This is a genomic window from Halopenitus persicus (assembly GCF_900107205.1).
Lineage (GTDB): Archaea > Halobacteriota > Halobacteria > Halobacteriales > Haloferacaceae > Halopenitus > Halopenitus persicus.
Map to the genome: position 1 here is coordinate 283,882 of NZ_FNPC01000001.1, position 24,086 is coordinate 307,967.

Here is a 24,086-nt window from a genome sequence, read left to right on the forward strand (position 1 = left end):
TATATAAAATATATTTAATACACGATCGGGGAACGGGCATATACTCCGACCAGGTAGCCGGAGCGGCTTTCTACCGCAATGATGGTCTCCGCAAGCTCAATATCAGCGCAGTTCGTCATCGGCGGCACCTGACAGAAGCGCCGTGAACTGCACGACGAACCGGGCATCTATGCCGGTGAGAAACGTGGCTGACGAAATTGAGACCTGCAACGGAATTAATCCAGTACTCGTTGGGAAAGCTTCTCTCCGATTACGGCAACCGTCAATGAGAACCCAACGATCACGGTTCCGATCGCGTTCACGGAGGGATCGATACCCGTTCGAATCATTGAGTAAATGAACACGGGGAGCGTGTCCGTTCCGAAACTCGTCCAAAAGAACGTCTGAGTGAAGTTGTCAAACGAGATCGTGAACGCGAACAGCATTCCGCCGAGGATACCGGGGACGACGATCGGGAACGTGACTTCGTAGAACGTTCGAATCTCCGACGCACCGAGATTTTGCGCCGCTTCCTCAAGTGATCGGTCGAAACCGTAGAGCTGGCTCGAAACGATCGTCACGACGAACGGTATCGTGATGAGAATATGGCCAAGGACCACGGACCAGAACGTCCCATAGATTCCGAGCAGACTGTAGAGGGTTGCAACGGCGATCCCCGTCACGATCCACGGAACGACGAGCGGAAGCAGGAAGGCCGTATTTAATTTGTCAGTCGAGAGCCACCGGATGTGGAGGTCGTGTCGAACCATTCCGAACGCCGCGAGCGTCCCGATGACTCCCGCTCCGATCGAGGACAACGTCGCGATCTTCAGACTGGTGAAAAGGGCGGATATCAGCTCCTCGTTGTAGTTTGGCGGGAGTATCTCCGCGTACCACTGAAGACTAATCCCCGGCATCGGAAACGTCGGCACCTGATCCGGCGTGAACGACAACAGCACGACGACGCCGATCGGGACGTAAAGGAACGTGAAAAGCAACAGTGTGTGGACTTTCAGAAGCCGGGTACTGAATCCATCAGAGAGGTCGATGTTGGAACTGAGCGTTCGAATCAGTCCCATCACGCGTCACCTCCGGATCCGTAGAGTTCATCGAGTCCGATTTGGCGGTTGAACAGGTACACGATAGTCACCACGAGGGCGATGAAGATGACGGATATTGCTCCTCCAAGCCCCCAGGATTGGAGTTCATTGAACATCTGTCCGATGATGTTTCCGATCATGATATTCTGCTGGCCGCCGAGCAGCGACGGCGTGACGAACGCTCCGAACGACATCACGAACACGAGCAATACCCCCGCCGCGACGCCCGGAAGGCTCTGCGGGAACGTGATCTCCGAGAACGCCACCAGTTTGTTCGCTCCGAGGTTCTTTGCGGCTTCGATACCTGATCGGTCGACATTGTTCAACGAGATGTAGATCGGGATGACCATAAATGGGAGAAAAACGTGGACGAGGCCGATGGCGATCGCGGATTTCGAGTACAGCAGATCTAACGGGGAGTTAATCACGCCTGTAATATCGACGAGAAGATAATTTATGAGCCCGTTCGATCCGAGGATGAGGCGCCACGCGTAGGTTCGTACCACCACGTTGATCCAGAACGGCAGTATCATCAACAGCAGGTAGAGGGATTTCCACTTACTGTCCATAATCGTCAAGTAGTATGCGGCGGGGTATCCCAAGGCGAGTGCTGCGGCGGTCGTGATGACCGCGATGATGAACGAATCCAGGAGAACCGAGAGATAGAATCCGGTTTCGAAGAATTCTCTGTAATGCTGGAGCGTGAACGTTGACTCGGCGGAGACTGGTGCAGGATCGAGAAAGCTGTAGAGGAGAACGATCCCGAGTGAGCCACCCAGTAATATGGTGATCAGCGTTATTCCCGGGAGAATCTCGAGTAACCCCAGCCGCCCCTCCTCGCGTTTGAAATAGACGCTCGCCGTTCGGTTTAACTCATCGAACTTATTTTTGATTGACATCTGTTTAGGATTCTTGCAGAAGTATGCTGGCCTCTGTTTTCCAATTGACCGTGACCGAATCTCCCGGTTGGTAACGACCACCAGCCGTTCTTCCGTTCGCTTGTACGAGGAATTCGCGACCGTTCACGTCGATGAGAATGTTCGCACTCTTCCCGAGGAAGTTTATCGCCTCGATCGTTCCTTGGAGGGAGATCCCTTCCTCAAGCTTCGTGTCCAGCTGGGAGTCCGCCGGACGAACGTTGACGTTGACCCGGGCGTCCACCTGAAGCTCACGTCCAGCCACCGAACGCGGGAGATCGATCTCATCTCCCGTGTCCTCAAGCTCAACCGTATATTGGGAATCCGTCTTTGACACGATGGTCCCCGGTAACGCATTGATGTCTCCGATGAAGTCGGCGACGAACTGGTTTGACGGTCCGTGATAGATCTCGTACGGTTCCCCGATCTGCTCCATTTCACCCTTATTTAGCACCAGTATCCGGTCACTCATTGACATCGCCTCCTCCTGATCGTGAGTGACGTAGATCGTGGTGATCCCCAGCTCGTTCTGGATCCGCTTGAGTTCAAAGCGCATCTCCTCCCGCAGCTTGCGGTCGAGATTCGATAACGGCTCATCCAACAACAACACCGAGGGTTCAACGACCAGTGCGCGTGCGAGTGCGACTCGCTGCTGTTGCCCGCCCGAAAGTTCCGTGGGATTTCGATCCTCGGTTCCCGGAAGATTCACCAGCGAGAGTATATCCGCGACTCGTTTTTCACGCTCCTCCTCCGGGACCCCCTGCATTTTGAGCCCGAACGCGACGTTTTCGCCGACGGTTTTGTGTGGAAAGAGGGCGTACCCTTGGAATACCATACCAATATCCCGTTCATACGCGGGAACCTGACTGACGTCTTCGTCCTCGAGGTGGATCCGTCCCCGAGTCGGCCGTTCAAACCCGGCTATCATTCGAAGGGTTGTGGTTTTTCCACACCCACTCGGTCCCACGATCGAGAAGAACTCCCCATCCCGTACCTCGATCGAAACGCCGTCAACCGCCGTCACATCCCCGAACTCTTTGACTATGGAATCGAGCGTAACGACTGCCTTTCGATCGTCACGTGACGACGTCGGCTCCGTCTGCTGTAGCGTTGGTGTCATATGCGGTCACTATGTTACTGCCGAATGCGCTGCTGGAACTCTCTTGCCCAATCGGACTGATTGTCCATAAGCGCGTGGCCGTCGAAGAACTCCAGACGATCTTGCTGCTGATAATCCGGGTTGTCTCGGACGATTTGCGGGAGTTCGTCCATCTCCGTCGTTGGGACGTATCCGATGGCTTCGCCGTAGTCGTATTGTGCCTGCTCGGAGAGACTGTAATCGATGAACTTCTCGGCGGTGTAGCGACGATCCGTCGTCTCGGAAACGCTCCAGCCGCTCGTGGCCATCGTCGTTCCTTCCTCCGGGATGATGTACTCGATCGGAACGTCGTCCTCATTGTGGAGCGTCGTTGCTCTCCCATACCACATCATTCCGATGTATGCAGTCCCGTTCGCGAAGGCATCCTGGATGGTTCCTCCGGTGTCCGCCCACTCAAAGATGTATTCGTTTTGCTCCTCTACACGTTCCCAGATCTGATTCAGCTTTGATTCGGTATCCGTTCCGAGGTCGCTGACGTTGACGCCGATATCAACGCCGGCCACGCCGAGCACCCGATCGATCCACGACGCATTGATCGCGTGTCCCTGCGCCTCCTCCGTGAGCATATCGTCCCACTCCGTCGGCGTCTCCAGCTGTTCCGTATTATACGTCATTCCGTCCGCGAAGTATTGGAACGGTGCGTAGCTCGCTCCGTTTTCGGTCGGGTCCCATCGAGCGTTTCGTGGGTCGAACCGGTCCTGATACCGTTCGAGGTTCGGGATGTTTTCCGGCCGAAGCTCCAGCATTAGATCGGCTTCGTACGCCGTTGGAACAGCGGTGTTATCCAGGATGAGAACGTCAACATCGACTTCTCCGGCCTGCAGCTGGGAGATGAGACCCCAGTTTGATGGGAAATCTCCGGAGACGATCTCGACGCCGTATTCCTCCTCAAAACCGTCAAGCACGGTGCTCGTGATTGCGTTGCCCATCGCCCCGCCGTACGTTGAAACACGAAGCTCGTCGGCCAACTCCGGGTCACCGTCGACGGTTCCGGTTTGAGCGCCGCCGTTACCATTGCCCCCATCGCCATTACCCAAACAGCCGCTGAGGCCAGCAACCATCGACGATGCAACCCCCGCTGACTGAATGAATCGTCTTCTTGAACGCATCAAAGCGATCTGTATAGCCCATCCATATAAATTTATCCCAGATCGAAACAATAATACACCTCCATCCCGCGGTGGTGTGAAGGTCAACTGCGAGAACGTTGGATGTGTGGGATATACGATCGCTTCGTCGAACGTGGTCCAGGATGCTCACATATCGCGGTAGATGATTTTTGGATTGGCATCAGGAGAAACGAATAATTCAGCAGGAGTATACCCGACTCCTTTTTGCTGCCAGGCTCAATCGACGCCGTTCGCCACGTTAACCGTCAGTCCCTTCGAAATCGGCCGATTATGCGTACGTATCCGGTTCCTCGGGTTCCGGATCGCGTCGGAGGCTTCCGACACAGCAGTGGATACTCCCACTATTTCGCGGTCGAACCAGGCTCTCGACGTTGACTTCCACCACCTCGAGGCCGATCGATTCGAACCACCTCGTCGCCTCCGGATACTGATCCGTGGTGAGCAGTTTCCCTGGCTCCAGCACGACTCCCGTGTTTGGTCCACGCGTGAATGCCCGAACCTGATCACGAACCAGGTGCTCCGGCGGCTCGATGAAGTTCCAGTCCATCTCGGATTTCATCCATTCGACCAGATGAGGATCGTACCACTCCTCCTTGCCGATGCTGGTATGGCGATCGACCATCGCATACGGGATGTTCCCTTTCGTTTCCCCGTATCCCGACTGAATCCGAATGTCCACCTCGGGGTCCTGTGATTTGATGATGTTCGCCAGTTGCTGGTGTCCCGCCTCGTTTGCACGCATCACCTCCGGTTCGGACGTGTTTTCCCGAGGAACGTGGACTTCAATAAACGCGTGTTTCTCGTCGAACCATCCGCATGTCCCTCCTTCAACCATCCCTTTCCCAGTGATCATTCCGACGACCGGAATGTCGTTCTTGGCCAGGGTTTTGTACGTCGGGACCTCCTCACCCCGTCGCACGTTATCGTACATACGGAGGATAACGTGCCCGTATACGGCAGGCTGTGCGACGTCATCACAATAAATCGACTTGACCTGGTACGGCGGATCGTTCGGGTCCGGCTCACGGGTGATGACGTCCACCCCCTCCGCCTCAAGGGTATCCTTCAGATTGTAGTGGTGTTCCACCATCTCGTCGAGATCCGGCTGCTCCCGCATACGCCACGCCGCAAGGCTGGATTCGTGGGGCTCCCAGGGGGTCTCCTCGCCGACCTGGAGCATCTCTTCGCCCGGTTTGTGCAGGAGTGCGGTTCTGAGCTTCCCGACCGTGGTGTTCGCCTTCCACTTTTCACCCCAGAGTTCGGGCATTTCATCCTCGAAGTCCGAGAGCACCTGTGGGTGAAGCGACTTGTACATCTCATCGACTGACTCTCCGAACTCTTCGTCATCGTCCGCAGTGATCTCTGTCCCCGCCATAGTTCTATTGGGTTGCACCCATACAACAAACAGCATATGCCATAGTATAAAAATATTTGGCAACCTTGGATGGATAACCCGTGCCGGTAGAGTACCATCGCAGTCAACTCGTTGTCCCCACGTTTCCGAAGGCGACGGTGGATTTCGCGGATCACAGACGCTCACCCAGGCACGATGGTTACAGCAGCAGTGCACGGAGTCCTTGTGGAGGTTTTCGTATTCGAGATCAGTCACAGACTTCGTCGGTTGCTAGTGGTTCGTCGAGTCACCTGCGTGCCGTTCCCCCGCACCGTGGTTCTGCAAGTAATCAAGCCACGAATCGTCGATGCCTTCGGCGACCACCGGGTCAAATTATTAGTTCGATTGAACGAACCGCTTGTCGGAATTCATCCATTTGGTGAGTTTCTCTCTCGAAAACTATTAAATAATAATCCATCACGGTCTCTGAAATTACACTACTAGATTAGTAATTCACACGGGATGACTACGAGAGGCTAAAATCGAGTTTTTCTTTGGGATTCACTTCTCTATCTGAGATGCACACCGAAATTGAAGACAACCCAGTTATTTCCATCCGTGCGTATATATGCCGTTCGGAAGAGAAAAACTATTAAAAATAGAGCCGATATCATTGGTCAATGCCTACTGATCACAATGATAATATACTAGACACGACACAGCGCTCTCTAGATATCGTTGAGTTTATTCAAGACCAAAATGGCGCAACGATGGCAGATATCACTGCCGAGCTGGATCTGGTAAAGAGTACCACCTACAAACATCTTCAAACACTGAGACATAACGGATACGTAGTCAAAGAGGGGGAACAGTACCACATCGGATTGAAATTCTACAACCTCGGCGGATACGCTCGAAGTAGGAAGAAACAGCACAAACTCGCAATAGAAACCACCCGAGAACTAGCCAACGAAACACGCGAAGAGGTCGATATGGTTGTCGAAAACGATGGACGGGGATTGATTCTCGAGGAGTCCTATCATCCGGAACACCGATATGCAGCAAGTGATGGAGGAATGGGTAACCAGGAGTATCACTCCGGAACCTATTATCACCTTCATTGCACTGCATCGGGGAAAGCACTTCTTGCAACGATGTCGAAGGAACGGGTGAATGAGATCGTTGACCGATGGGGTCTCCCACGTCGGACGGAAAACACGATCACGTCAAAGACGGAACTATTTGATGAACTGAAGGACATTAAGCAGAGGGGGTTTGCGTATTCGGACGAGGAAGCCGTCGAGGGATTACGAGCGGTTGGACACCGCGTTAAGGGAGTAAGCGGGAACACGATCTGCGCCATTTCCTTGTTCGGGCCGAGCTATCGGATGACCGATACTCGGTTTCGAAAAGAGATCCCGAAAATACTGCGATCATCGGTTGAGACATTGGAGGAGAAGATCTTGAACGAGATGACTTCGGAGTATTGATAAATTCTATATATAATATAAATGATAAATAAAATTCCAATATATAACAAGTATATTAGTATTAGAATTATTTGTAACTCTAGATAAGAGATCGGAAGACTGCTGACGGAGGACGCGGATCTGAGAAATAATGTGTTGGTGAGACCGCGATCCGGCGCAAATCAGCCTCGACCAGTATCAAACTGGACTAAATACGCCGTCTAACGTGACACGGTTAAACTCGGATCAGTGGAGATGGCACCCCGAACTACGATGAACACGAAATTGAATTATGATATATAAATTAAACACCAATAACTATAAATTTAAATAAATATTATATATCATAATAATCATAAGTTAATGTTTATGTAGAATTTGATACATTTTCCTACGCTATTCCCCCGCGGAGAGTCAAACCAGCGTCGAACGGGCCATCCATCCCACCGAAACGACCGACTCGAGCGCCTGGTGGCCGGTCCGTAACGCTGCTGGGCCGGATGTTCGTCTCGCTCGTCGGATATCACCCGGATTCGAGAAGAGAGTCCACAACTGAAGTCGTGGAAGTCGTCACTCGGATTCCGGCGCGTCGTAGACGTCCGCGTGTCGGCGTCCGTCGAGCCGTCCCATCTCAAGGGCGATTTCGTGGCGTTCGGCGTCGCTCTCGGCTTCCTGATACCGCTCGTACAGCGTACGGACTTCGTCATCGATCACCGTCGAGGGATCGGTACTGGGCGCCATCTCTGTGTGGTGATTCCCGGCATATCATTTTGTCAATTATGTCGAGCACACGAACGGAAGTCGGTGACTGCAGTCCCCGTGTCGACCGCGGCTTCGTCGGTTTTCTGGCGGACCGTTTCGCAACTACTGGGATCCGTTTCGATGGCGATCGGCGCAAACACTTCGTCGCAACCACATATGAACCGTCCCCCCGCCGTGCAGTACCTTATTCACGCATCCGACCCAAATCGAACCCGTATGGAAACGATCGACGTTGCCGACCTCGGCGCCGAGGACAGCCCGCAGAACCGCGCCAGCGTCGCCGACGCCCTCGGGGCGACCGACTTCGCGATGAACTACTACGCGCTCGACCCCGGCGAGGCGTTCACCGCCGGGCTCCACGCGCACCTCGACCAGGAGGAGACGTTCCTCGTCCTCGAGGGCGAGGCCACCTTCGAGACGGCCTCCGGCCCGACCGCCGAGACCGAGACGGTCACCGTCGGCGAGGGCCAGCTGGTCCGGTTCGCACCCGGCGAGTACCAGCAGGGCCGCAACGAGTCGGACGAGCCCCTCCGCGCCCTCGCGATGGGCACCCCCCAGGAGTCGACCGACGTCCGGATCGCCGGCCCCTGCGAGGCCTGCGGCGACAGCGACTACCTCGAGTTCGCGATGGTCGACGGCGCGCCCGGGGTCGAGTGTCCCGAGTGCGGGATGCAGACCGCGCTCTGAGGGTCGCGACGCGACCGACCTGCTGACTCACCCTCGTTCGTCCGGAGCGAGGATCCAGGGCTTCTCGTCGGGGTCGTACTCGGCCATCGCGCCGCTGTGGCTCCGCGTCTCCGACGCCAGGACCCCGACGTGTTTGAGCTGCTGGACGAAGTTGAACAGGACGTTGTTCCGGACGACGTCCCGCCAGACGTCCGGGTCCGCGTAGATCCGGGCCGTCTCGCCGCGCTCGATCAGCTCGCGGGCGCGCTCGGCGCCGCGGGTCGTACAGACCGCGCTTAAAAACACGTTCGGGTACTCGCGGACCAGCCGCTCGAGGAGGTCGAGGAAGTGCACCCGCGGGCCCTCGGCGCGCAGCGCCTCGAGCAGCAGCCCGAACTCGGGGTGCCGCGCGAACGCGTTCCGCAACAGGATCGCCAGCGGCGGATGCGTCTCGACGACGGTGCTCCCCCGCGTCTCCCGCTTGATCGCCCACAGCTCGTCGAGGTCCGCGACGCCGTAGCCCCGGAGGACCGTCGCCGACAGCTCGCCCTGGTCGGTGAGGCGACACGGCGATCCGGCCGCCAGCAGGCCGAGCGTCCGCGCGCTCGCGACCGCCGCGTCCCCCGCGCCGAAGCTATACTCGTCGGCGAGCCGCTCGACGAGCTCGTCCCGCGGCGTCGGTCCCGCACCATCCAGCCCGACCACGGGCGCGAGGTAGTTCAGCGGCTGCGCGAGCGTCAGCGTGGTGACGTCCCCGCCGAACTCGCCGCCCCGGAGCCGCAGCGACAGCTGTCCCTCGACGTCGGCCACCTCGGTGCTCGTCTCCGCCCGCGGGGGCGCCCGCCAGGCGCTCACGCCGTCCTCGCGGACGCCGATGACGCCAACCCCCTTCGACCGCAGCAGCGACGCGTGCGAGTCGACGGCGGTCGCGTCCCCCGCGAGGTAGGAGACGTGCGCGCCCTCCTGGTAGGTGAGCGCCTGGCCGATGCCCCGGAGCAGCCCCGACGAGCCCTTCACCTCGACCGCGAACACGCGATTGCGGTCCGTGAACCCGATCACGTCCGGGTACCGACCCCGGATGGTGATCGCGTGTCGGCGACACCGGTCCAACACGTCCGCGTACGTCTCGCTATGGGCCTCCGGGACGTGGACGAGCGGGTCGTAGTTCCGCTCCTCGAGCGCCGTGATGACGTGGTCGAACACCGCCGCCTCGTCCATACGCGGAGCCTCGATCGCCGTCATCAAGAAGCTACCGTCGTTCCGGGTGTCCGGTCCACACCGACCGTCTCCGTGGCTCCACACCGACCGTCTCCGTGGCTCCACACCGCCGCCTCCATCAGCCCGTATCGAGCACAACGCACTTCCGACCGGGGACTGAATCCGGAACGATGTCCGCCCCTGACGACCCTCCATCCGGTGACGTTCCGGCGTCCCGCCGCGCGTTCCTCGCCGCGGTCGGGACCGGAGCCGCCGCCGGGCTCGCCGGCTGCAGCGCCCTCCAACCCGACGACGAGCCGGCCCCGTACCACCACGGCGACTGGCGCACCTTCGGCGCCGGCCCGCGGAACCACAACCGCGTCGACGGCGGGACCCCGGAACCCGTCGGATTCGATCGCCTCGCACCCGGCGACTGGACGCACGTCCCGCCGGTCGTCCAGGACGGCACGGTCTATTTCGCCGCCGGCCGCGAGGTCCGCGCGCTCTCGCCCGCCGCCGCGGTCCCGGATCGCGAGGCGTGGTCGCAGTCGCTGAACGCCGAGGTCTCCGGCGCTCCCGCCCTCGATCCGGATCGGGACCGGCTCTACGTCCCGACACGGACCGTTCGAACGACCGACGCGCCGGACCCCGCGCCGGCGTCCCTGACCGCGCTCTCGATGCGCGACGGGGCGCTCGCCGGGTCGGTCCGCGTCGGCGACCGCGCGACCTACGGCGTCACCGTGGCCGACGGCGACTGCTACGTGCGCAGCGCCACCGCCTGCGTCAGGCTCGACCCCGACGGGGGCGAGCGCTGGCGGCGCCCGCTCGATCCTCTCATCTACGACGAGTACAACCTCGGCGACTCCACCGCGACGCAGATCGCGCCGGCGGTCGCCGGCGACGCCGTCTTCGTTCCCGACCGCGACGCGCTCGTGTGCATCGACCGCGAGCGCGGGACCGAACGCTGGCGCGTCCCCGTGGACACGCCCTACGCGGCCGCAGTCGTCGACCCGGGCGGCGTGATCCAGACCGGCTGGCGGGAGACCGTCGCGGTCGATCTCGCGGGCGAGGTTCGCTGGCGGCGCGACCTCCACAGCCGGGCCCCGGTCGCGGTCGGCGACGGCGACGTCTACGTCGCCGCACACGACCTCCACGAGCTGGATCCGGCCTCCGGCGAGACGACCTGGCAGGCGCACCTCCCGAGCGAGGGGACCGCCGCGCCCGTGGTGACCGACGACGACGTGCTCGTCGCCAGCGGCGACCTCCGCGCGTACCGCCGGGACCGGGACGGACTCCTCACGCCGGACCGCGTCCGGTGGCGGTACGACGGCGTCCACGCGACGACGTACGCCTCCCCGGTGATCGCGGCCGGCCGCGTCCTCGTCGCGAGCCCCACCGGCCTGGTCGCGGTCCGCGCCGTCGACGCCCCGAACGGGAGCGAATGATCGGCCGGTTCCGGCCCGATCACGCCAGCCGCCGGTTCACCATTCGTCATCCCGATCGCCGCAACAACAGACCGCCGACGAGCCCGGCCAGGACGGCGATCCCGGCGAGTGCCGCGAACAGCACCGCCGGCGACCAGCGCGTCAGGATCGCGCCGGAAAGCGCCGAGCCGCCGGCGCCGACGCCGAAGATCGCGACGTAGGTCCAGCCGAACGAGAGCCCGCGCAGATCCCGCGGCACGTGTTTCGAGACGACCTCCTGGTTGACGGGCCCCTCGAGGAAGACGAAGAAGCCGAGCAGTCCGGAGACGACGAGGAGCGGCCCGGCGCCCGCGTTCGCCGCCGGCAGGAACGCGAGGGCAACGAGCACGAGGATCCCGAAGTTGGCGACGAGCACGCGCTCGGCGGGATACCGGTCGACGAGCCTCCCGCCGACGTACTGGCCGACGCCGCCGAGCAGGAGCAGCCCGGAGTAGACGTACTGGCTCGGTTCGAGCGATCGCCCGCCGACCACGACCGGATCGAAGACGGCGACCCCGGCGAGCACGTCCGGGAGGAACGTGAACACGCCCCGATAATAGAGCCCGTAGAGCCCTCCGATGACGAACACGAGGAGGAAGCCCCCGACGAACAGGCGCCGGGAGCCGGCCGCGAACTCCCGGAGGGTGCCGTCCACTTCCCGGTCGGCCGTCTCCGATTCGTCGGTCTCCCGGTCGGCCGTCCCCGATTCGTCGGTCTCCCGGTCGGCCGTCCCCGATTCGTCGGTCTCCCGGTCGGCCGTCCCCGATTCGTCGGTCTCCCGGTCGGCCGTCTCCCGGTCGTTCGTCGCGTCGCCCCCGGCCGTTTCGTCGAACTCCAGTCCGAGCGCGACCACGACGGCGAGCGCCACGGGAACGACGAGGAGGGCGGCGACGGTGCGCCAGTCGAACGCCGCCAGCAGGATCGCGCCCAACAGGGGCCCGGTCGCGACGCCGACGTTCCCGGCCGCGCCGTGATAGGCGAAGGCCGTCCCCCGCTCCGTCGCGCCGCGGCTGATGAGCGAGAGCCCGGCGGGATGGTAGAGGCTGGCTGCGATCCCCCAGACGAGCAGGCCGACCGACAGCGTCGCCAGGTTCGGGGCGGCGCTCACGATCAGGAAGCCGCCGCCCATCCCCGCCATCGAGGCGACGACGAGGCGCTTGCCGCTGATCCGGTCCGAGAGGATGCCGCTCGGGAGCGCGCCGACGCCGGTGGCCGCGTAGCTCGCGCCGACGATCGCCCCGAGGAACGCCGGCGTCGTCGAGAAGGCGTCGAGCCAGACGACCACGAGGATCGGGATGACGAGCTCGTAGGTGTGGAAGGTCGCGTGTCCGAGCATCGTGAACCCGGTCAAGGCCCGATCGTTCCGGTTCATCCGGTGAGTCGTCCGATCCCTCACCCAGGGGCGTGCTAAAGCTATCGCCGACTCCCGACGGTCGCCGGGGCGATACACGCCGCCCGCACCGACACGCGTCGCTCGCGTCGCTCGCGCCGGTTGACCGCCGCGTCGCGAACACGTTCGGGGGAAGGTCCGCGGGGACGGAACGAGAACGCGGCGTATGGACCGACCACGACTCACGACGCTGTTGACCTGGGCGGTCGTGGGGACCTACCTGCTCGTCGCGCTCGGAGCGACCGCCGCCGCGGACGCCGGCCCGGCGCTGGCCGCGGCCCACCACGTCGCCGCCGTCCTCGTCGGCCTGCTGCTGGTCGCGACGGCGGTCGTCGCCCGCCGCGCGGCGGCAGCACGCGGCGTCCGGATCGGCACGGCGGCCGTCGTGGTCGCCTACCCGGTCCAGGCCGGCATCGGGCTGGCGGGGCGCTCCGGCGTCAGGCCCTTCGGCGGGCGGCTCCACCTGCTCGGCGGGATCGCCGTCTTCGCGGTCCTCCTGGCGACCCTGATCCACCGGCTGGAGACGACCGCGGGCGCGTCGGTTGCCGATGACGAACTGATCGACGCGGAGTCCCCGACCGATCGCTCCGCGACCGCTTCCGCGGCCGACTCGGCTGGGGACGCCCTCGCGGTCGACTCGGCTGGGGATGCGCCCGCGTCCGACTCCCGGTCGACCACGCTCGGCGACCGCCTTCGGGCGTATCTCGAGCTGACCAAGCCGCGGCTGATGTGGTTGTTGTGTCTGCTCGCGCTCGCGGGGATGGGGCTGGCGACCGCGACCGGCGCCGCGCTCGACGGCGTGACGGTCGTCGCGACCCTCGGCGGGGGCGTCCTGGCGATCGGCGCCGCGGGCACGTTCAACCACGTGTACGAACGCGACCGCGACCGGCGGATGCGCCGCACCGCTGACCGCCCGGTCGCCACCGACCGGGTCGGGGTTCGACGGGCAGTCGCCTTCGGCGTGCTTCTCGTCGCCGTCTCGATGGCGATCCTGCTCGCGTTCGTCAACGTTCTGGCGACCGTCCTGACCGCCCTCGCGGTCGTCTACTACGCGTACGTCTACACGGTCCTGCTGAAGCCGACGACCCGATGGAACACCGTGATCGGCGGCGGGTCGGGCGCTCTGCCGGCCCTGATCGGCTACGCCGCGGTGACCGGCACCGTCGGCCTGCCGGCGGTCCTGCTGGCGGTCGTCGTCTGCTGTTGGACCCCGGCGCACTTCTACAACCTCGCGATCGCCCACCGCGAGGACTACGCCCGCGCCGACTACCCGATGTTACCGGTCGTCGCCGGCGTCTCGACCGCGCGGCGGCGGATCCTCGCCTGGCTCGGGATCACCCTTGTCGCCGCGGCCCTGCTGGGCACCGTCACCGACCTGGGCCTCCTCTACGCGCTCGCGACCACGGCGCTCGGGGCGGTGTTCGTCCGCAGCGTGGTCCGGCAGTACGACGCCGATCGGCGGGCGGGTGACGTGGGCACCGACGCCGACGCGCCGGCCGCGAACGACGCCCGCGCGGCCGCCTACCGGAGCTTCCACGCCTCGAACGCCTATCTCGGGGCCATCCTCGGGGCGATCCTCCTCGAGACGCTCGCGTTCTGACCGTCCACCATCGTCGCGGTGAACCGCGCGGGCGACCGGTTCCGCCGGCACGCACGGGCGACCGATGCCGCCGGCACGCACGGGCGACCGATGCCGCCGACACGCGCGGGAGACCGGTTTCGCCGCCACGGCACCCGAATCGATTCGCCCCCGTTTCCGCGATCCGAAAGCGTCGGTCGAACATGTACGCGACAACCCCCACGAGGGACCTGTGAGTATCCCGTGGTGTGAGCGACCGATGAGCAACGAACCCACTCGTGACGCCGCCGACACCCCGGCGATGCAACGGTTGTACGACCGCATCTGGCTGCTAGCCGTGGCCGCGTTCGTGTTCTTCCTCGTGGCCTACGTCGGCTGGGGGCTGCTCGACCTCCTGTCGCTGCCCGTGAGGTGATCACCGATGAGTGACCCGCTCGAGGACCCCGACGACGACTGGTGGAACTCGCCGGTGAATCGCCGCGAGAGCATCTGGCTCGGACTGGCCGGCGCGTGGTCGGTCGGCATCTTCGCCTGGATGGCCGGCTTCACCCAGTTCGGCGACCAGAACCCGATCGGCACGACCTACGACGTCGACCCCGAGCAGTATCAGGAGCGCGTGGCCGAGTACAAGGAGGCCGCCGAGGAGACCGAGGACGGCCTGGTCCCGCCCGGCGATTCCGTCTACGTCGGCGCGATGCGATTCAACTGGGACGGCCTCCCGGCCGTGCTCGAGGCCGGCCGCGAGTACGACATCCACCTCGGCGCCTACGACGTCCAGCACGGCTTCTCGGTCCGGCCGGAGGAGAACCTGAACAAGCAGATCAACCTCCAGGTCTTCCCCGGGTCGGAGTGGGTGATCCCGATGACGTTCGACGAGCCGGGCACCTACCACGTCGTCTGTAACGAGTTCTGCGGCCAGGGACACCGAACGATGCACGGCCGGTTCACGGTGGTGGAGGGATAGCATGTCGGCGATCACCTCCCTCTTCCGGAACGACTACGATGCGGACGGCTTCCGGACCTGCTCGGTGACCGGGCTCGACGTCCACCGGTCGGTGGAGAACCACGTGAAGCTGTTCGGGCTGACCGCGGTGATCGCGCTGGCGGTCGGCGGCGTCTTCGCCTTCACCGTCGCGATGACGCGCTGGGAGTTCATCGGCTTCCTCGACCCGGGCAGCTACTACACGCACCTGAGCCTGCACGCGTGGAACCTGCTCATCTTCTGGATGGTCTTCATGGAGATCGCCATCCTCTACGTCGGCGGGCCGATGGTGCTCGGCCGGAAGCTTCCGCTGCGGCGGCTCGCGAGCGCCGGCTGGGTGATCATGGCGCTCGGCGCGGTCGGCGTCAACGCGTCGATCCTGCTCACGGAGGCGCCCAACGAGGCCCCGCTGTTGACGGCGTACGTCCCGCTGCCGGTCTCGCCGTGGTTCTACGGGACCGCCATCGTCTTCCTGTTCGGGACCACGATCGCGGCGCTGCCGTTCTTCGCGACGATCTGGTTCGAGACCCGAGGGACCCGTCGGTCGCTCCCGCTGGTCGCCTTCGGCGCGTTCATCACCGGCATCATCGCCGTCGAGGCGATCCTCGGCGGGATCGCCGCCTTCGCGTACGCGCTGGCCTGGCGGGTCGACCTGATCGCCGCCGTCGAGCCGGGGATCTACCGGCAGCTCTACTGGATCATCGGTCACGGGAGCCAGCAGATCAACCTGCTCGCGATGATCACCGTGTGGTACTTCCTGACCCACGTCGTGGGCGGCGCGGTCGTCGTCTCCGAGAAGGTCTCCCGGACGGCGTTCGTGTTCTACCTCTTCTTCATCAACCTCGGGGCGGCCCACCACCTGCTGGTCGACCCCGGCGTCTCCGCCGGCTGGCGGATCTGGAACACCTCCTACGCCTTCTACGGCGCGGCCTTCGCGAGCATGATCCACGCGTTCGCCATCCCGGCCGGGATCGAGGCCGGCCGTCGTCGCCGCGGCCAGGGCGGCGGGCTCTTCGGCTGGCTCACCTCCGCGCCCTGGGGGAATCCCGTCTTCGCCGCCACCGTCTTCAGCATCATCCTCTTCGGCTTCCTCGGCGGGATCACCGGCGTCGTGATGGGCCAAATGCAGGTCAACATGACCTGGCACAACACCTTCGCGGCGGTCGGGCACTTCCACGCGACCGTCGTGCTCGGGACGACGCTGGCCTTCATGGGGCTCGTCTTCTTCGTCATCAAGACGATGTTCCGCCGCGACTTCGTCTCGAACACGCTGGCGTCCGCGGTGCCGTACGCCTACGCCGGCGCGATGAGCATCGTCACGCTGATGATGATGTACGCCGGGATCCTCTACGGCGTCCCGCGGCGGACCGCCGAGGTCGTCCGAAACATCCCCGGCTCCGAGTTCAGCTTCGCGGCGGCGATCCCGATATTCATGATCTTCGGGATCTTCGCGGTGGTGGCGATCGCCTCCGGCGCGCTGTTCATCCTCGTGTCGGTCGGCTCGCTGCTGTTCGGCGACCGACTCCCGGGCGGCGACGACGGCGGGCTGTTGCCCGAGGGTGGACTCCACGCCGACGGCGGGCAGCCGATCCACGCGGTGGAACTCCGCGGGACCTTCACGCTGTGTCTGGTCTTCCTCGCCGTCTTCATCGCCATCTACGTGCTGAACTGGTACCTCGTGACGCAGCTGTGGTCGATCGGCGCGTAGGCGCCGGTCGTCGCCCGGCCTCTGCCGGGTTCGCGACGACTGACCCGCTAACCGAACGCCCCTGATAAACGCTCCACCGACCGCACGACTGAACGCCTGATAAACGCTCCACCGACCGCACGACTGAACGCCTGATAAACGCTCCACCGACCGCACGACTGAACGCCTGATAAACGCTCCACCGACCGCACGACTGAACGCCTGATAAACGCTCCACCGACCGCACGACTGAACGCCTGATAAAGACCGCACGACTGCACGACAGAACGCCTGATAAACGCTCCACCGACCGCACGACCGAACGCCTGATAAAGACCGCACGACCGAGTGACCGACGAATGACCCCACGACCCCACGACCCCAACGAATGACCGACACCCCACGCATCCATCTCCCGATGCAGCTCGGCGGCATCGTTCGCCAGGCCTGGCGGAACCTCCTGAGCGTCTACTACACCAACACGCCCGTGTGGCGCTGGCTCAAAAGCGGCGCGCTCGTCTTCCTCGGGTTCTTCCTGTGGATGGGCGGGAACGTGCTGTTGGCCTACTGGACCGACGCGATCGTCCTGCGGTACGCGATGGCCTACGGCTTCGTCCTGCTCGCGTGGGGGCCGTTCACCCACCTGCTCGTCGTCCCGGCCGTGATACGGCTGCGTCGGACCGCCGAGCATCCCGTCGTGCGGCGGATCGCGCGTCACGGGTCGAAGATCAACTTCGGGACGTTCCTCGTGATCGTCGCGGTCGTGGGGACGATCGCGCCGGGCGTGATGCTGCTCGACTTCTCGTCCGGCTTCGGCGCCGACGCGGGCGGGGACGTGACCGCGGAGCTGACCTGTGAGACGGGCGCCGACGCCGTCAGCTGCGAGCTCGAGACGAGCGAGGGCGTCGACCACGTCGTGCTCACCTCCGGCGGGGAGGTGCTCGACCGAAGCGACGAGCCGCCGTACGCGGTCTCGGCATCCCGCGATGCCCTCTCGGACGGCCCGTCCGGCGCGCAGTTCGAGATCGAGCTCCGTGACGCGAACGGCGACACCCTGCGGCGGTTCGTGCGCACCGTCTGAACGCGCCGCTCGGACGGCGCGTGTCGGAGCATTGTTATGAGGATCTGGCACCGTTGAAACCCTCAACGGGGGATATATTCTGACCCATACGCGGTCTACAGGGGGAACGGGCGAAGCACCGTTCCGAGAAGTCCAATGGCTAACTGACGGGGATACCTGGAAAAGACGGGGGCGGTTAAGGCATCTCGGGACACCGTTTCAGAAGGATCAGTCACGTCGATACTGTGGAGTCGTCACGGTCATTGATAGCGGTAAGTAGAATAGGAGATGCTCCCGCCCGAGGGAGCCCGGAACCGGTCGATCAGTCTGCCTGTTTTCAGGCATAGTGGCTTTCGCCATCAGATAACTCCACGCAACGTTAATGCGGAAATGATCTTTGACGAGGTCTTCCGGGTACGTCTTACAAAGGGTCTCGTAAATGGAAACCCCCTGACGACGTGCACGTTCACACCTCGGTTCCGGGTAAAACTCCCGCGTGAAAAACGCATACACCTGCGGGATTTCAAAGATACCATCCACGATCTCCTCGATCGAAACCGAACGATCGACGTCGTCACGAATCATATCGGTATTGATACAGTCCGCGATCGTCTCCACCGCTTCTAACTCAGGACCCGTTTCCGCTCGACGCTCATAGTCCGAGAAATAATCGACACAACACGCCGGATATCCGTGGAGAACCCCTTGATACTGCTCGAAACCGGCACGGTCATCGTTCATCACTGCTTCAATATTCCGTTGCAAGATCTCGGTAGGTTCCGGAGCATCTTCATCTCGGAAAAAGTAGAGACGGCCACCGTAGTTGACGTTTCCACCTGCTCTCAGCCATTCCGGGACGACGAAACAGGTTTCCGGGAAATTCCTTTTGAGATACTGTACTTCGGGTATTTGCTGAAGAACACGACGGAACTTCGCCGACGCTGATTCGAGATTTTCCCGAGTAAACGAGTCGAAGTCAACCTGTATTTGACGATAGAATTCGCGCGATCGGGATGCAACGTTCCGACGCTCGGTTATCGAAGAGGCCTCAACAGCCTGGAGCGCTAATTCTTGACCTCGAAAGTAGTTTGTATCCAGTTGAATACTGGCACCACGTCGTTCCCGTTCAAGTACCGCTCGTGTATCCAATGCAGCAAAGGTCGGAAGAGCTGCACTGCCGTCTCCGTTTGACGGTGACATAGGGAATAGTAACCAACTATACCGCTACCCGGAATATATCGTGCGTTTCTAATGGTTTCATACTGGATTTGTAGCCACTTTTGAGTTGATATATGATCAGTTGATCGACATCATCAGCAGCATCATCATCAGCAGCATCGTGATATCCGGACGTTTCTACGCACCTCGATCGGTATAGCTACGAAATTCGATGGACAGACGTCGTCTCAGCTGTCTCCGTTTTCGAACATTTTTGAACGCTACTTTGTCCACCTGATTTCATACTCGAGTTCGTACCGTTGCTCGCCGGTTTCCGAATCCGTGAGGCGTTCAAGTTCGACTTCGAATCGGGGATTTTCCGGAACGGTAACGGTCCGCTTTTCGGTATCATTCGCCAACCGGACACTCCCTGATTCGATCTGATCGGCAGCATCACGTAGCGCTTCAGTGATTTCCGCTCTCGTCACTCGTTCCTCAGTTTTGAACAGTTGTTCTTCCGGCATTAGTATTCAGGTCGCTGGGCTCGGATGATCTCTCCGAACTGTTGTTGTTCGTCGGCCAGTAGTTCAGTCATATCATCAGCGGTAATGATTCCGACGAGGGCATCGTCTTCACGGATGGGGAGTCGCCGGATACCGTGTTCAGCCATCAGGTTAGTCACCTCGTAGAACCCAGCACCGGGCTCAGCTGTACGGAGATCGTCGGTCATTACGTCTTCGGCAGTCCGGTCGGCCGGGTCAACCTCCTCTCCGAGAACGCGAACGGTCAGGTCTCGGTCCGTGACGATCCCGACGGGAGTATCATCATCCGTGATCACGACGCTCCCAACGTTCTCCTCGTCCATCGTCGCTGCGAGTTCGGCGACGGGAGTATTCGGATCAGCTGTGACGGCGTCGCTTCGTGCGAGGTCTTCGACGGGCATAGGAGTTCTCTCCATAAACAAGTTTGAGGATTAACAACTTCAAATGTATCACCATTCTTAATGCCCCGAAATAGAGCCATCATTTAAATATTAAATATGTGATATAACCCGGAGGATGAAAAATATTCAGACCACCGAAGGATGATACAAAACCTGCTAATTCTTCCCTGGGTGTTCAGATTCGTAGAAAAGTTTACACTATTCAGAACGGATAGTCAGATATGGAGATTGATTGGCGGAATTCCGGCGGTATCGTCGCACTCGGCTCGTTGGCGATCGCGTTAGTGTTGACGCTGGCTGGTATTGAAACGGTAGCAGGATACGAGGTTCTTTCCGCTGAGCAATCGGCATTCGGATTCCTCGCAGCGGGAAACTTCAGCCTCGGTGTGCTGTCCGCAGGTATCTTCTCGGTCGGGATCTTCTCTGCAGGCGTCTTCTCCGTCGGAATATTTTCGGTCGGGATCTTTGCTGTAGGGCCGTTTGCGTTCGGAATCTATGCCATCGGATTCTACGCGGCACAACGGTATGTGACGTCCTCGACAGAGCGTACTAACTAATGGCTCCATTAACGGCTATATCCATCCGTACCGAGTGTTCCGTGAGCGTCGGAACGCGGGCTGGTGTCGCGTCTCGAATACTTTCGGACGATCAATCGTCAACCGACCGCCGCGTTCCGCCCGGACGAGCACGGCGAACTTAAATAGCCGACGAGCCTCGATTCGCCCGTTGATGTTCGACCACATCCTGTTCCCGACCGACGGCACCGAGCGGACGGACGCGGTGCTCGAGTACGCCCTCGACATGGCCGAGACCCGGGACGCGACGCTGCACGTGCTGTCCGTCGTCGACGACCGCTCCTTTCTGACCCTCGACGACGACCGCGTCGACGAGGTCCGAAGCGACCTCGAGGCACAGGCCCGGTCCGCGGTCGACGCCGCCGTCGACGCCGCGGCCGACCGGGGGATCCCGACGACCTCCGCGGTCGACGTCGGGGACCCCTCGCCGGCGATCATCGAGTACGTCGAGGAGGCCGGGATCGACCTCGTGGTGATGGGAACCAGCGGCGACAACTACGAGCGGAACATCGTCGGCAGCGTCTCCCAGCGCGTCGTCAAGCAGTCCCCGGTGCCGGTGTTGACCGTCCGTATCGAGGAATAACGGCCCGCAAGCGCCGCTGTGGGTTCGTCCGTCGGTTGCCGGTCAGAACGCCGGGCCGGATGCTTCGGAGGCCGGGTCGGACGTTCCGGACGCCGAGTCGGACGTTCCGGACGCCGAGTCGGGTGCCTCGGACGCCTCGGACGCCTCGGACGCCGGGTCGTCGTCGAGCACCGGCCGCGTCGAGTTCGTCACCACGATTGCGCTGCTGGCGGCCATCGCCAGGGCGGCGAAGAACGGGTTAAGCGCTCCCGAGACCGCCAGCGGGATGGCCACCGCGTTGTAACAGAGCGCCCAGGCAACGTTCTCGCGAATGCGCCGCCGCGTCCCGGCCGCGAGCTCGAAGACCGTCTCGACCGTCCGGAGGTCATCGCCGGTGATCACCACGTCCGCTGCCTCGACCGCCCGAGCCGTCCCGTCGCCCAGCGCGATCCCGAGATCCGCCGCCGCCAGCGCCGGCGCGTCGTTGGTCCCGTCCCCGACCATCACGGTCGTCCCGTCCGCGACGAATCCCCGAACCGCCTCGAGCTTCCCGTCCGGCGGGACGCCGGCGAAGACCTCGTCGACCGCCGGGTGGCCCCGAAATCGGTCGGCACGCGGCCCGTCGTCGCCGGTGAGGACCACGACCTCGCGGTCGGCGAACGCCTCGAGCGCCGCCGTCCACCCGGCCCGGTCGCGGTCCGTCACCACGATCACGCCGCGGGCAGCGCCGCCCCAGCCGACCGCGATCGGCAACGCCCCGTCGTCCGTGGCGGCGTCGACGCGCTCGGCGAGGGCGGCCGGCAGCGGCCCGCACTCGCGCTCGACGAGATCGGGCGTTCCGACGACCACGCGCTCGCCCCCCGCGTCGGTTCCCGCCGTTTCCGATGGGATAACCCGATCGTCACGAGCGGCGTCCACGAGCGTCCCCGAGACGCCCATCCCCGGATGGTGCGTGAACGATTCGACCGTGGGACCGTCGGTCCCCGATGCGGCCGATGCCGCTGCTCCGCCCGTCTCGGTCGTCTCGACCACGCCGCCGCTCTTCCCGCCGCCGTCAGCTCTGGCGGCCGCCGCCTCGTGGATCGCGTCGGCGACCGGGTGGTCGGCACGGCGTTCGACCGCGGCGGCGCGGGCGAGGGTCCGGTCGTCGCCGTGGACCGCGCCCACCCGCATCTCCCCGGCGGTGAGGGTGCCGGTCTTGTCGAAGACGACCGTCTCGGCCTCCCGCGCGGACTCGAAGACGGACCCGTCCGTGACGACGACGCCGCGCGCGATGGCGTCCCGCAGGCCTCCGGAGACGGCCAGCGGGGTGGCCAGCCCCATCGCGCACGGGCAGGAAACGACGAGCACGGTCAGCCCGGCGAGCATCGCCGCGGCGACCGTCTCGCCGGCCACGAGCTGCCACGCTGCGACCGCCAGCCCGAGCGTCAACACGACCGGCACGAAGACGGTCGCCAGCGCGTCGACGAACCGCTGGATCCCGGGCGTGGTCGTCTGGACTTCCCAGAGCGCGGCGGCGAGGCGGTCGGCCGTGCTCTCGGCGTCCTCGCCGACCCGGACCGCGATCGCGCCGCCCGCGGCTCCATCGTCGTTGCCGTCCCCGCTTTCGCACCCGGCGTCCCTCCCTCCATGGCCGACGTCGCCGAGCACCCTCGCCCCGCCGACGACCTCCTCGCCCGGCTCCGCCCGGACCGGCAGCGACTCGCCGGTGATGACGGACTGGTCGACGTCGGCGACCCCCTCGATCACGGTCCCGTCGACCGGCACGCGCTCGCCCGGCGCGACCCGGATCCGGTCGCCGGGCTCGAGGGCTCCGATCGGGACCGTCTCCCGACCGGCGTCGGTGATCCGCGTCGCCGACTCGACGCGGGCGGCCGTGACCGTCTCCAGCAGGTCGGTCGCCCGCGAGCGAACCCGGCCCTCGTAGTAGCGCCCCAGCGAGACGACCATCACGACCGCGACGGTGACGTCGTAATAGAGGTGCGTGCTCCCGGTCGCGAGCGCGAGGGTGCTGTAGGCGTACGCCGACAGCGCGGCGACGGTCACGAGGAGGTCCATATTGGGCCGGCGCGCCCGGAGGCTCACGTACGCCCCCCGAAGGAGCGGCGCGCCGGTGGTGGCCACCAGGATCGTCGTCACCAGGGCGATGAAGACCAGCGGCAGGTATCGACCCACCGGCGTGGTCGTGTCGATCGCCAGCACGTTCGTCTCGATCCCGAGGTAGCTGGGATACAGCGAGAGGACGTACCACGGCATCACGAGCATCGCGAGGAAGCCGCCGATCGCGAGCCGCTCGAGCGTCGGGTCGGTCGACCGGCCGCTCGTGGAGCCGGGGTCGCCTTCCCGGCGAGCCGGTTTCGCGTCGTCGCCGTTGGATCGCTTTCCGGTCCCGTCGGTCGTCCGCTCCCCCTCCATAAACCGGAGCGCGTAGCCGTACCCCGAGAGGGCCTCCGGGAGCGCCTCGCGGTCGATCTCGTCGGGGTCGTAGACCACGCGGGCGGTTTCGGTGCCGTAGTTCGCCTGCACCGCGTGGACGCCCGCCACGTCGTCGCCGCGCAGGCGGAGGAACGCCTCGCAGGTCGTACAGTGCATCCCCTCGACCGCCAGGTAGGCCTCGGGAGCATCCGGTGCCGCGTTCGCGTCGGAGTCGGACACGACGCCGTCCGACGCCGCCTCGAGTGCGGCCGCGCCGCTTCCGACGCCGTCCGCTGTGCCCCCGACGCCGCCCGCTGTGCCTCCGACGTCGTCCAGGTCGTCGAGCCGTCGGGCCACCTCCAGACAGCCCCGACAGCAGAACGCGCCGTCGACGTCGCTGGCCGTGACGGGCTGGTCCGGAGTCGGGAGGCCACAGAGCCGACAGTCGCTCATCGTCGATCGGTTGTCGGGCCGTCCCGGAGTCGCTGTCCACGAACGTGTTCGGGGTGGTCTCGTTCGATCCCGGAGCGACCGCTCGGCAACCGCATCTTCCCCGACCG

22 protein-coding genes are annotated in these 24,086 nt (G+C 63.2%); 10 read left to right on the forward strand and 12 right to left on the reverse strand.

Translation table 11 applies throughout. From position 1 onward, the window contains the following. Nucleotides 1-215 precede the first annotated feature (215 nt). The 5 genes from BLV25_RS01490 to BLV25_RS01510 all read right to left on the reverse strand — a co-directional run bounded on the left by BLV25_RS01490 (nt 216) and on the right by BLV25_RS01510 (nt 5,660). A complete protein-coding gene (locus tag BLV25_RS01490; protein WP_092730401.1) occupies nt 216-1,058 on the reverse strand; it encodes an ABC transporter permease in 843 nt (280 codons plus the stop codon). Beyond that, nucleotides 1,058-2,059, reverse strand: a complete 1,002-nt coding sequence (locus BLV25_RS01495) for an ABC transporter permease (RefSeq protein ID WP_256335624.1) — start codon at nt 2,057-2,059, stop codon at nt 1,058-1,060. Before BLV25_RS01495 ends, BLV25_RS01490 begins: the two co-directional genes overlap by 1 nt. Next, entirely contained in the window at nt 1,983-3,116 is a 1,134-nt protein-coding gene (locus BLV25_RS01500; RefSeq protein WP_092730405.1) for an ABC transporter ATP-binding protein, read from the reverse strand. Before BLV25_RS01500 ends, BLV25_RS01495 begins: the two co-directional genes overlap by 77 nt. 14 nt (nt 3,117-3,130) lie before the next feature. After that, nucleotides 3,131-4,216, reverse strand: a complete 1,086-nt coding sequence (locus BLV25_RS01505) for an ABC transporter substrate-binding protein (protein ID WP_176819412.1) — start codon at nt 4,214-4,216, stop codon at nt 3,131-3,133. 337 nt (nt 4,217-4,553) lie between these two features. Beyond that, complete coding sequence (locus BLV25_RS01510) at nt 4,554-5,660, reverse strand: dimethylarginine dimethylaminohydrolase family protein (protein ID WP_176819413.1); 1,107 nt, start codon at nt 5,658-5,660, stop codon at nt 4,554-4,556. A 638-nt stretch (nt 5,661-6,298) separates the two neighbouring features. Here BLV25_RS01510 and BLV25_RS01515 point away from each other — a divergent pair. Then, entirely contained in the window at nt 6,299-7,108 is an 810-nt protein-coding gene (locus BLV25_RS01515) for an IclR family transcriptional regulator (protein WP_092730411.1), read from the forward strand. 549 nt (nt 7,109-7,657) lie between these two features. On the opposite strand, the gene BLV25_RS17205 is transcribed toward BLV25_RS01515, so the two are convergent. Continuing rightward, nucleotides 7,658-7,828: a hypothetical protein gene (locus BLV25_RS17205; RefSeq protein ID WP_176819414.1), complete on the reverse strand. Its 171-nt coding sequence runs from the start codon at nt 7,826-7,828 to the stop codon at nt 7,658-7,660. 237 nt (nt 7,829-8,065) lie between these two features. Here BLV25_RS17205 and BLV25_RS01520 point away from each other — a divergent pair, with 237 nt between their 5' ends. Further along, nucleotides 8,066-8,536, forward strand: coding sequence for a cupin domain-containing protein (locus BLV25_RS01520; protein ID WP_092730413.1), 471 nt, complete (start codon nt 8,066-8,068; stop codon nt 8,534-8,536). Between the two features lie 27 nt (nt 8,537-8,563). Here the strand turns inward: BLV25_RS01520 and BLV25_RS01525 are convergent, their stop codons facing one another. Continuing rightward, the gene (locus BLV25_RS01525; RefSeq protein ID WP_092730415.1) at nt 8,564-9,733 is read right to left on the reverse strand and encodes a hypothetical protein; all 1,170 of its coding nucleotides are present in this window, start codon (nt 9,731-9,733) and stop codon (nt 8,564-8,566) included. Between the two features lie 170 nt (nt 9,734-9,903). Here BLV25_RS01525 and BLV25_RS01530 point away from each other — a divergent pair, with 170 nt between their 5' ends. Further along, a complete protein-coding gene (locus BLV25_RS01530) occupies nt 9,904-11,157 on the forward strand; it encodes an outer membrane protein assembly factor BamB family protein (RefSeq protein ID WP_092730417.1) in 1,254 nt (417 codons plus the stop codon). A gap of 46 nt (nt 11,158-11,203) precedes the next feature. Here BLV25_RS01530 and BLV25_RS01535 read toward each other — a convergent pair whose 3' ends face one another. Next, on the reverse strand, nt 11,204-12,547 hold the full coding sequence (locus BLV25_RS01535) for an MFS transporter (protein WP_092730419.1): 1,344 nt from the start codon (nt 12,545-12,547) through the stop codon (nt 11,204-11,206). A 184-nt stretch (nt 12,548-12,731) separates the two neighbouring features. Here BLV25_RS01535 and cyoE point away from each other — a divergent pair, with 184 nt between their 5' ends. From cyoE to BLV25_RS01555, 5 genes are all read left to right on the forward strand, one after another. Then, complete coding sequence (gene cyoE / locus BLV25_RS01540) at nt 12,732-14,165, forward strand: heme o synthase (RefSeq protein WP_039400602.1); 1,434 nt, start codon at nt 12,732-12,734, stop codon at nt 14,163-14,165. 238 nt (nt 14,166-14,403) lie between these two features. Then, nucleotides 14,404-14,559, forward strand: coding sequence for a hypothetical protein (locus BLV25_RS17210; RefSeq protein WP_176819401.1), 156 nt, complete (start codon nt 14,404-14,406; stop codon nt 14,557-14,559). A 6-nt stretch (nt 14,560-14,565) separates the two neighbouring features. Continuing rightward, nucleotides 14,566-15,108, forward strand: coding sequence for a cupredoxin domain-containing protein (locus BLV25_RS01545; protein ID WP_021073978.1), 543 nt, complete (start codon nt 14,566-14,568; stop codon nt 15,106-15,108). A gap of 1 nt (nt 15,109) precedes the next feature. Continuing rightward, nucleotides 15,110-16,834 carry a cytochrome c oxidase subunit I gene (locus tag BLV25_RS01550; RefSeq protein WP_092730421.1) on the forward strand — a complete coding sequence of 575 codons (1,725 nt, stop codon included), beginning with the start codon at nt 15,110-15,112 and terminating at the stop codon, nt 16,832-16,834. Between the two features lie 367 nt (nt 16,835-17,201). Further along, nucleotides 17,202-17,894 carry a hypothetical protein gene (locus BLV25_RS01555; RefSeq protein ID WP_092730423.1) on the forward strand — a complete coding sequence of 231 codons (693 nt, stop codon included), beginning with the start codon at nt 17,202-17,204 and terminating at the stop codon, nt 17,892-17,894. 207 nt (nt 17,895-18,101) lie between these two features. Here the strand turns inward: BLV25_RS01555 and BLV25_RS16620 are convergent, their stop codons facing one another. The 3 genes from BLV25_RS16620 to BLV25_RS01570 all read right to left on the reverse strand — a co-directional run bounded on the left by BLV25_RS16620 (nt 18,102) and on the right by BLV25_RS01570 (nt 19,974). Further along, entirely contained in the window at nt 18,102-19,073 is a 972-nt protein-coding gene (locus BLV25_RS16620; protein WP_143114368.1) for a hypothetical protein, read from the reverse strand. Between the two features lie 239 nt (nt 19,074-19,312). Beyond that, nucleotides 19,313-19,555, reverse strand: a complete 243-nt coding sequence (locus BLV25_RS01565) for an amphi-Trp domain-containing protein (protein ID WP_081758063.1) — start codon at nt 19,553-19,555, stop codon at nt 19,313-19,315. Next, nucleotides 19,555-19,974 (reverse strand): CBS domain-containing protein, encoded by a 420-nt coding sequence (locus BLV25_RS01570; protein WP_092730736.1) that lies wholly within the window; start codon nt 19,972-19,974, stop codon nt 19,555-19,557. The genes BLV25_RS01565 and BLV25_RS01570 overlap by 1 nt, the downstream gene beginning before the upstream one ends. A gap of 221 nt (nt 19,975-20,195) precedes the next feature. On the opposite strand from BLV25_RS01570, the gene BLV25_RS01575 reads away from it, so the two are divergent. Together BLV25_RS01575 and BLV25_RS01580 are read left to right on the forward strand one after the other, a co-directional pair. Further along, nucleotides 20,196-20,531 carry a hypothetical protein gene (locus BLV25_RS01575; protein ID WP_021073973.1) on the forward strand — a complete coding sequence of 112 codons (336 nt, stop codon included), beginning with the start codon at nt 20,196-20,198 and terminating at the stop codon, nt 20,529-20,531. A 172-nt stretch (nt 20,532-20,703) separates the two neighbouring features. Continuing rightward, the gene (locus BLV25_RS01580; protein ID WP_092730427.1) at nt 20,704-21,132 is read left to right on the forward strand and encodes a universal stress protein; all 429 of its coding nucleotides are present in this window, start codon (nt 20,704-20,706) and stop codon (nt 21,130-21,132) included. A gap of 42 nt (nt 21,133-21,174) precedes the next feature. On the opposite strand, the gene BLV25_RS01585 is transcribed toward BLV25_RS01580, so the two are convergent. Further along, on the reverse strand, nt 21,175-23,979 hold the full coding sequence (locus tag BLV25_RS01585) for a heavy metal translocating P-type ATPase (protein WP_092730429.1): 2,805 nt from the start codon (nt 23,977-23,979) through the stop codon (nt 21,175-21,177). Nucleotides 23,980-24,086 lie beyond the last annotated feature (107 nt).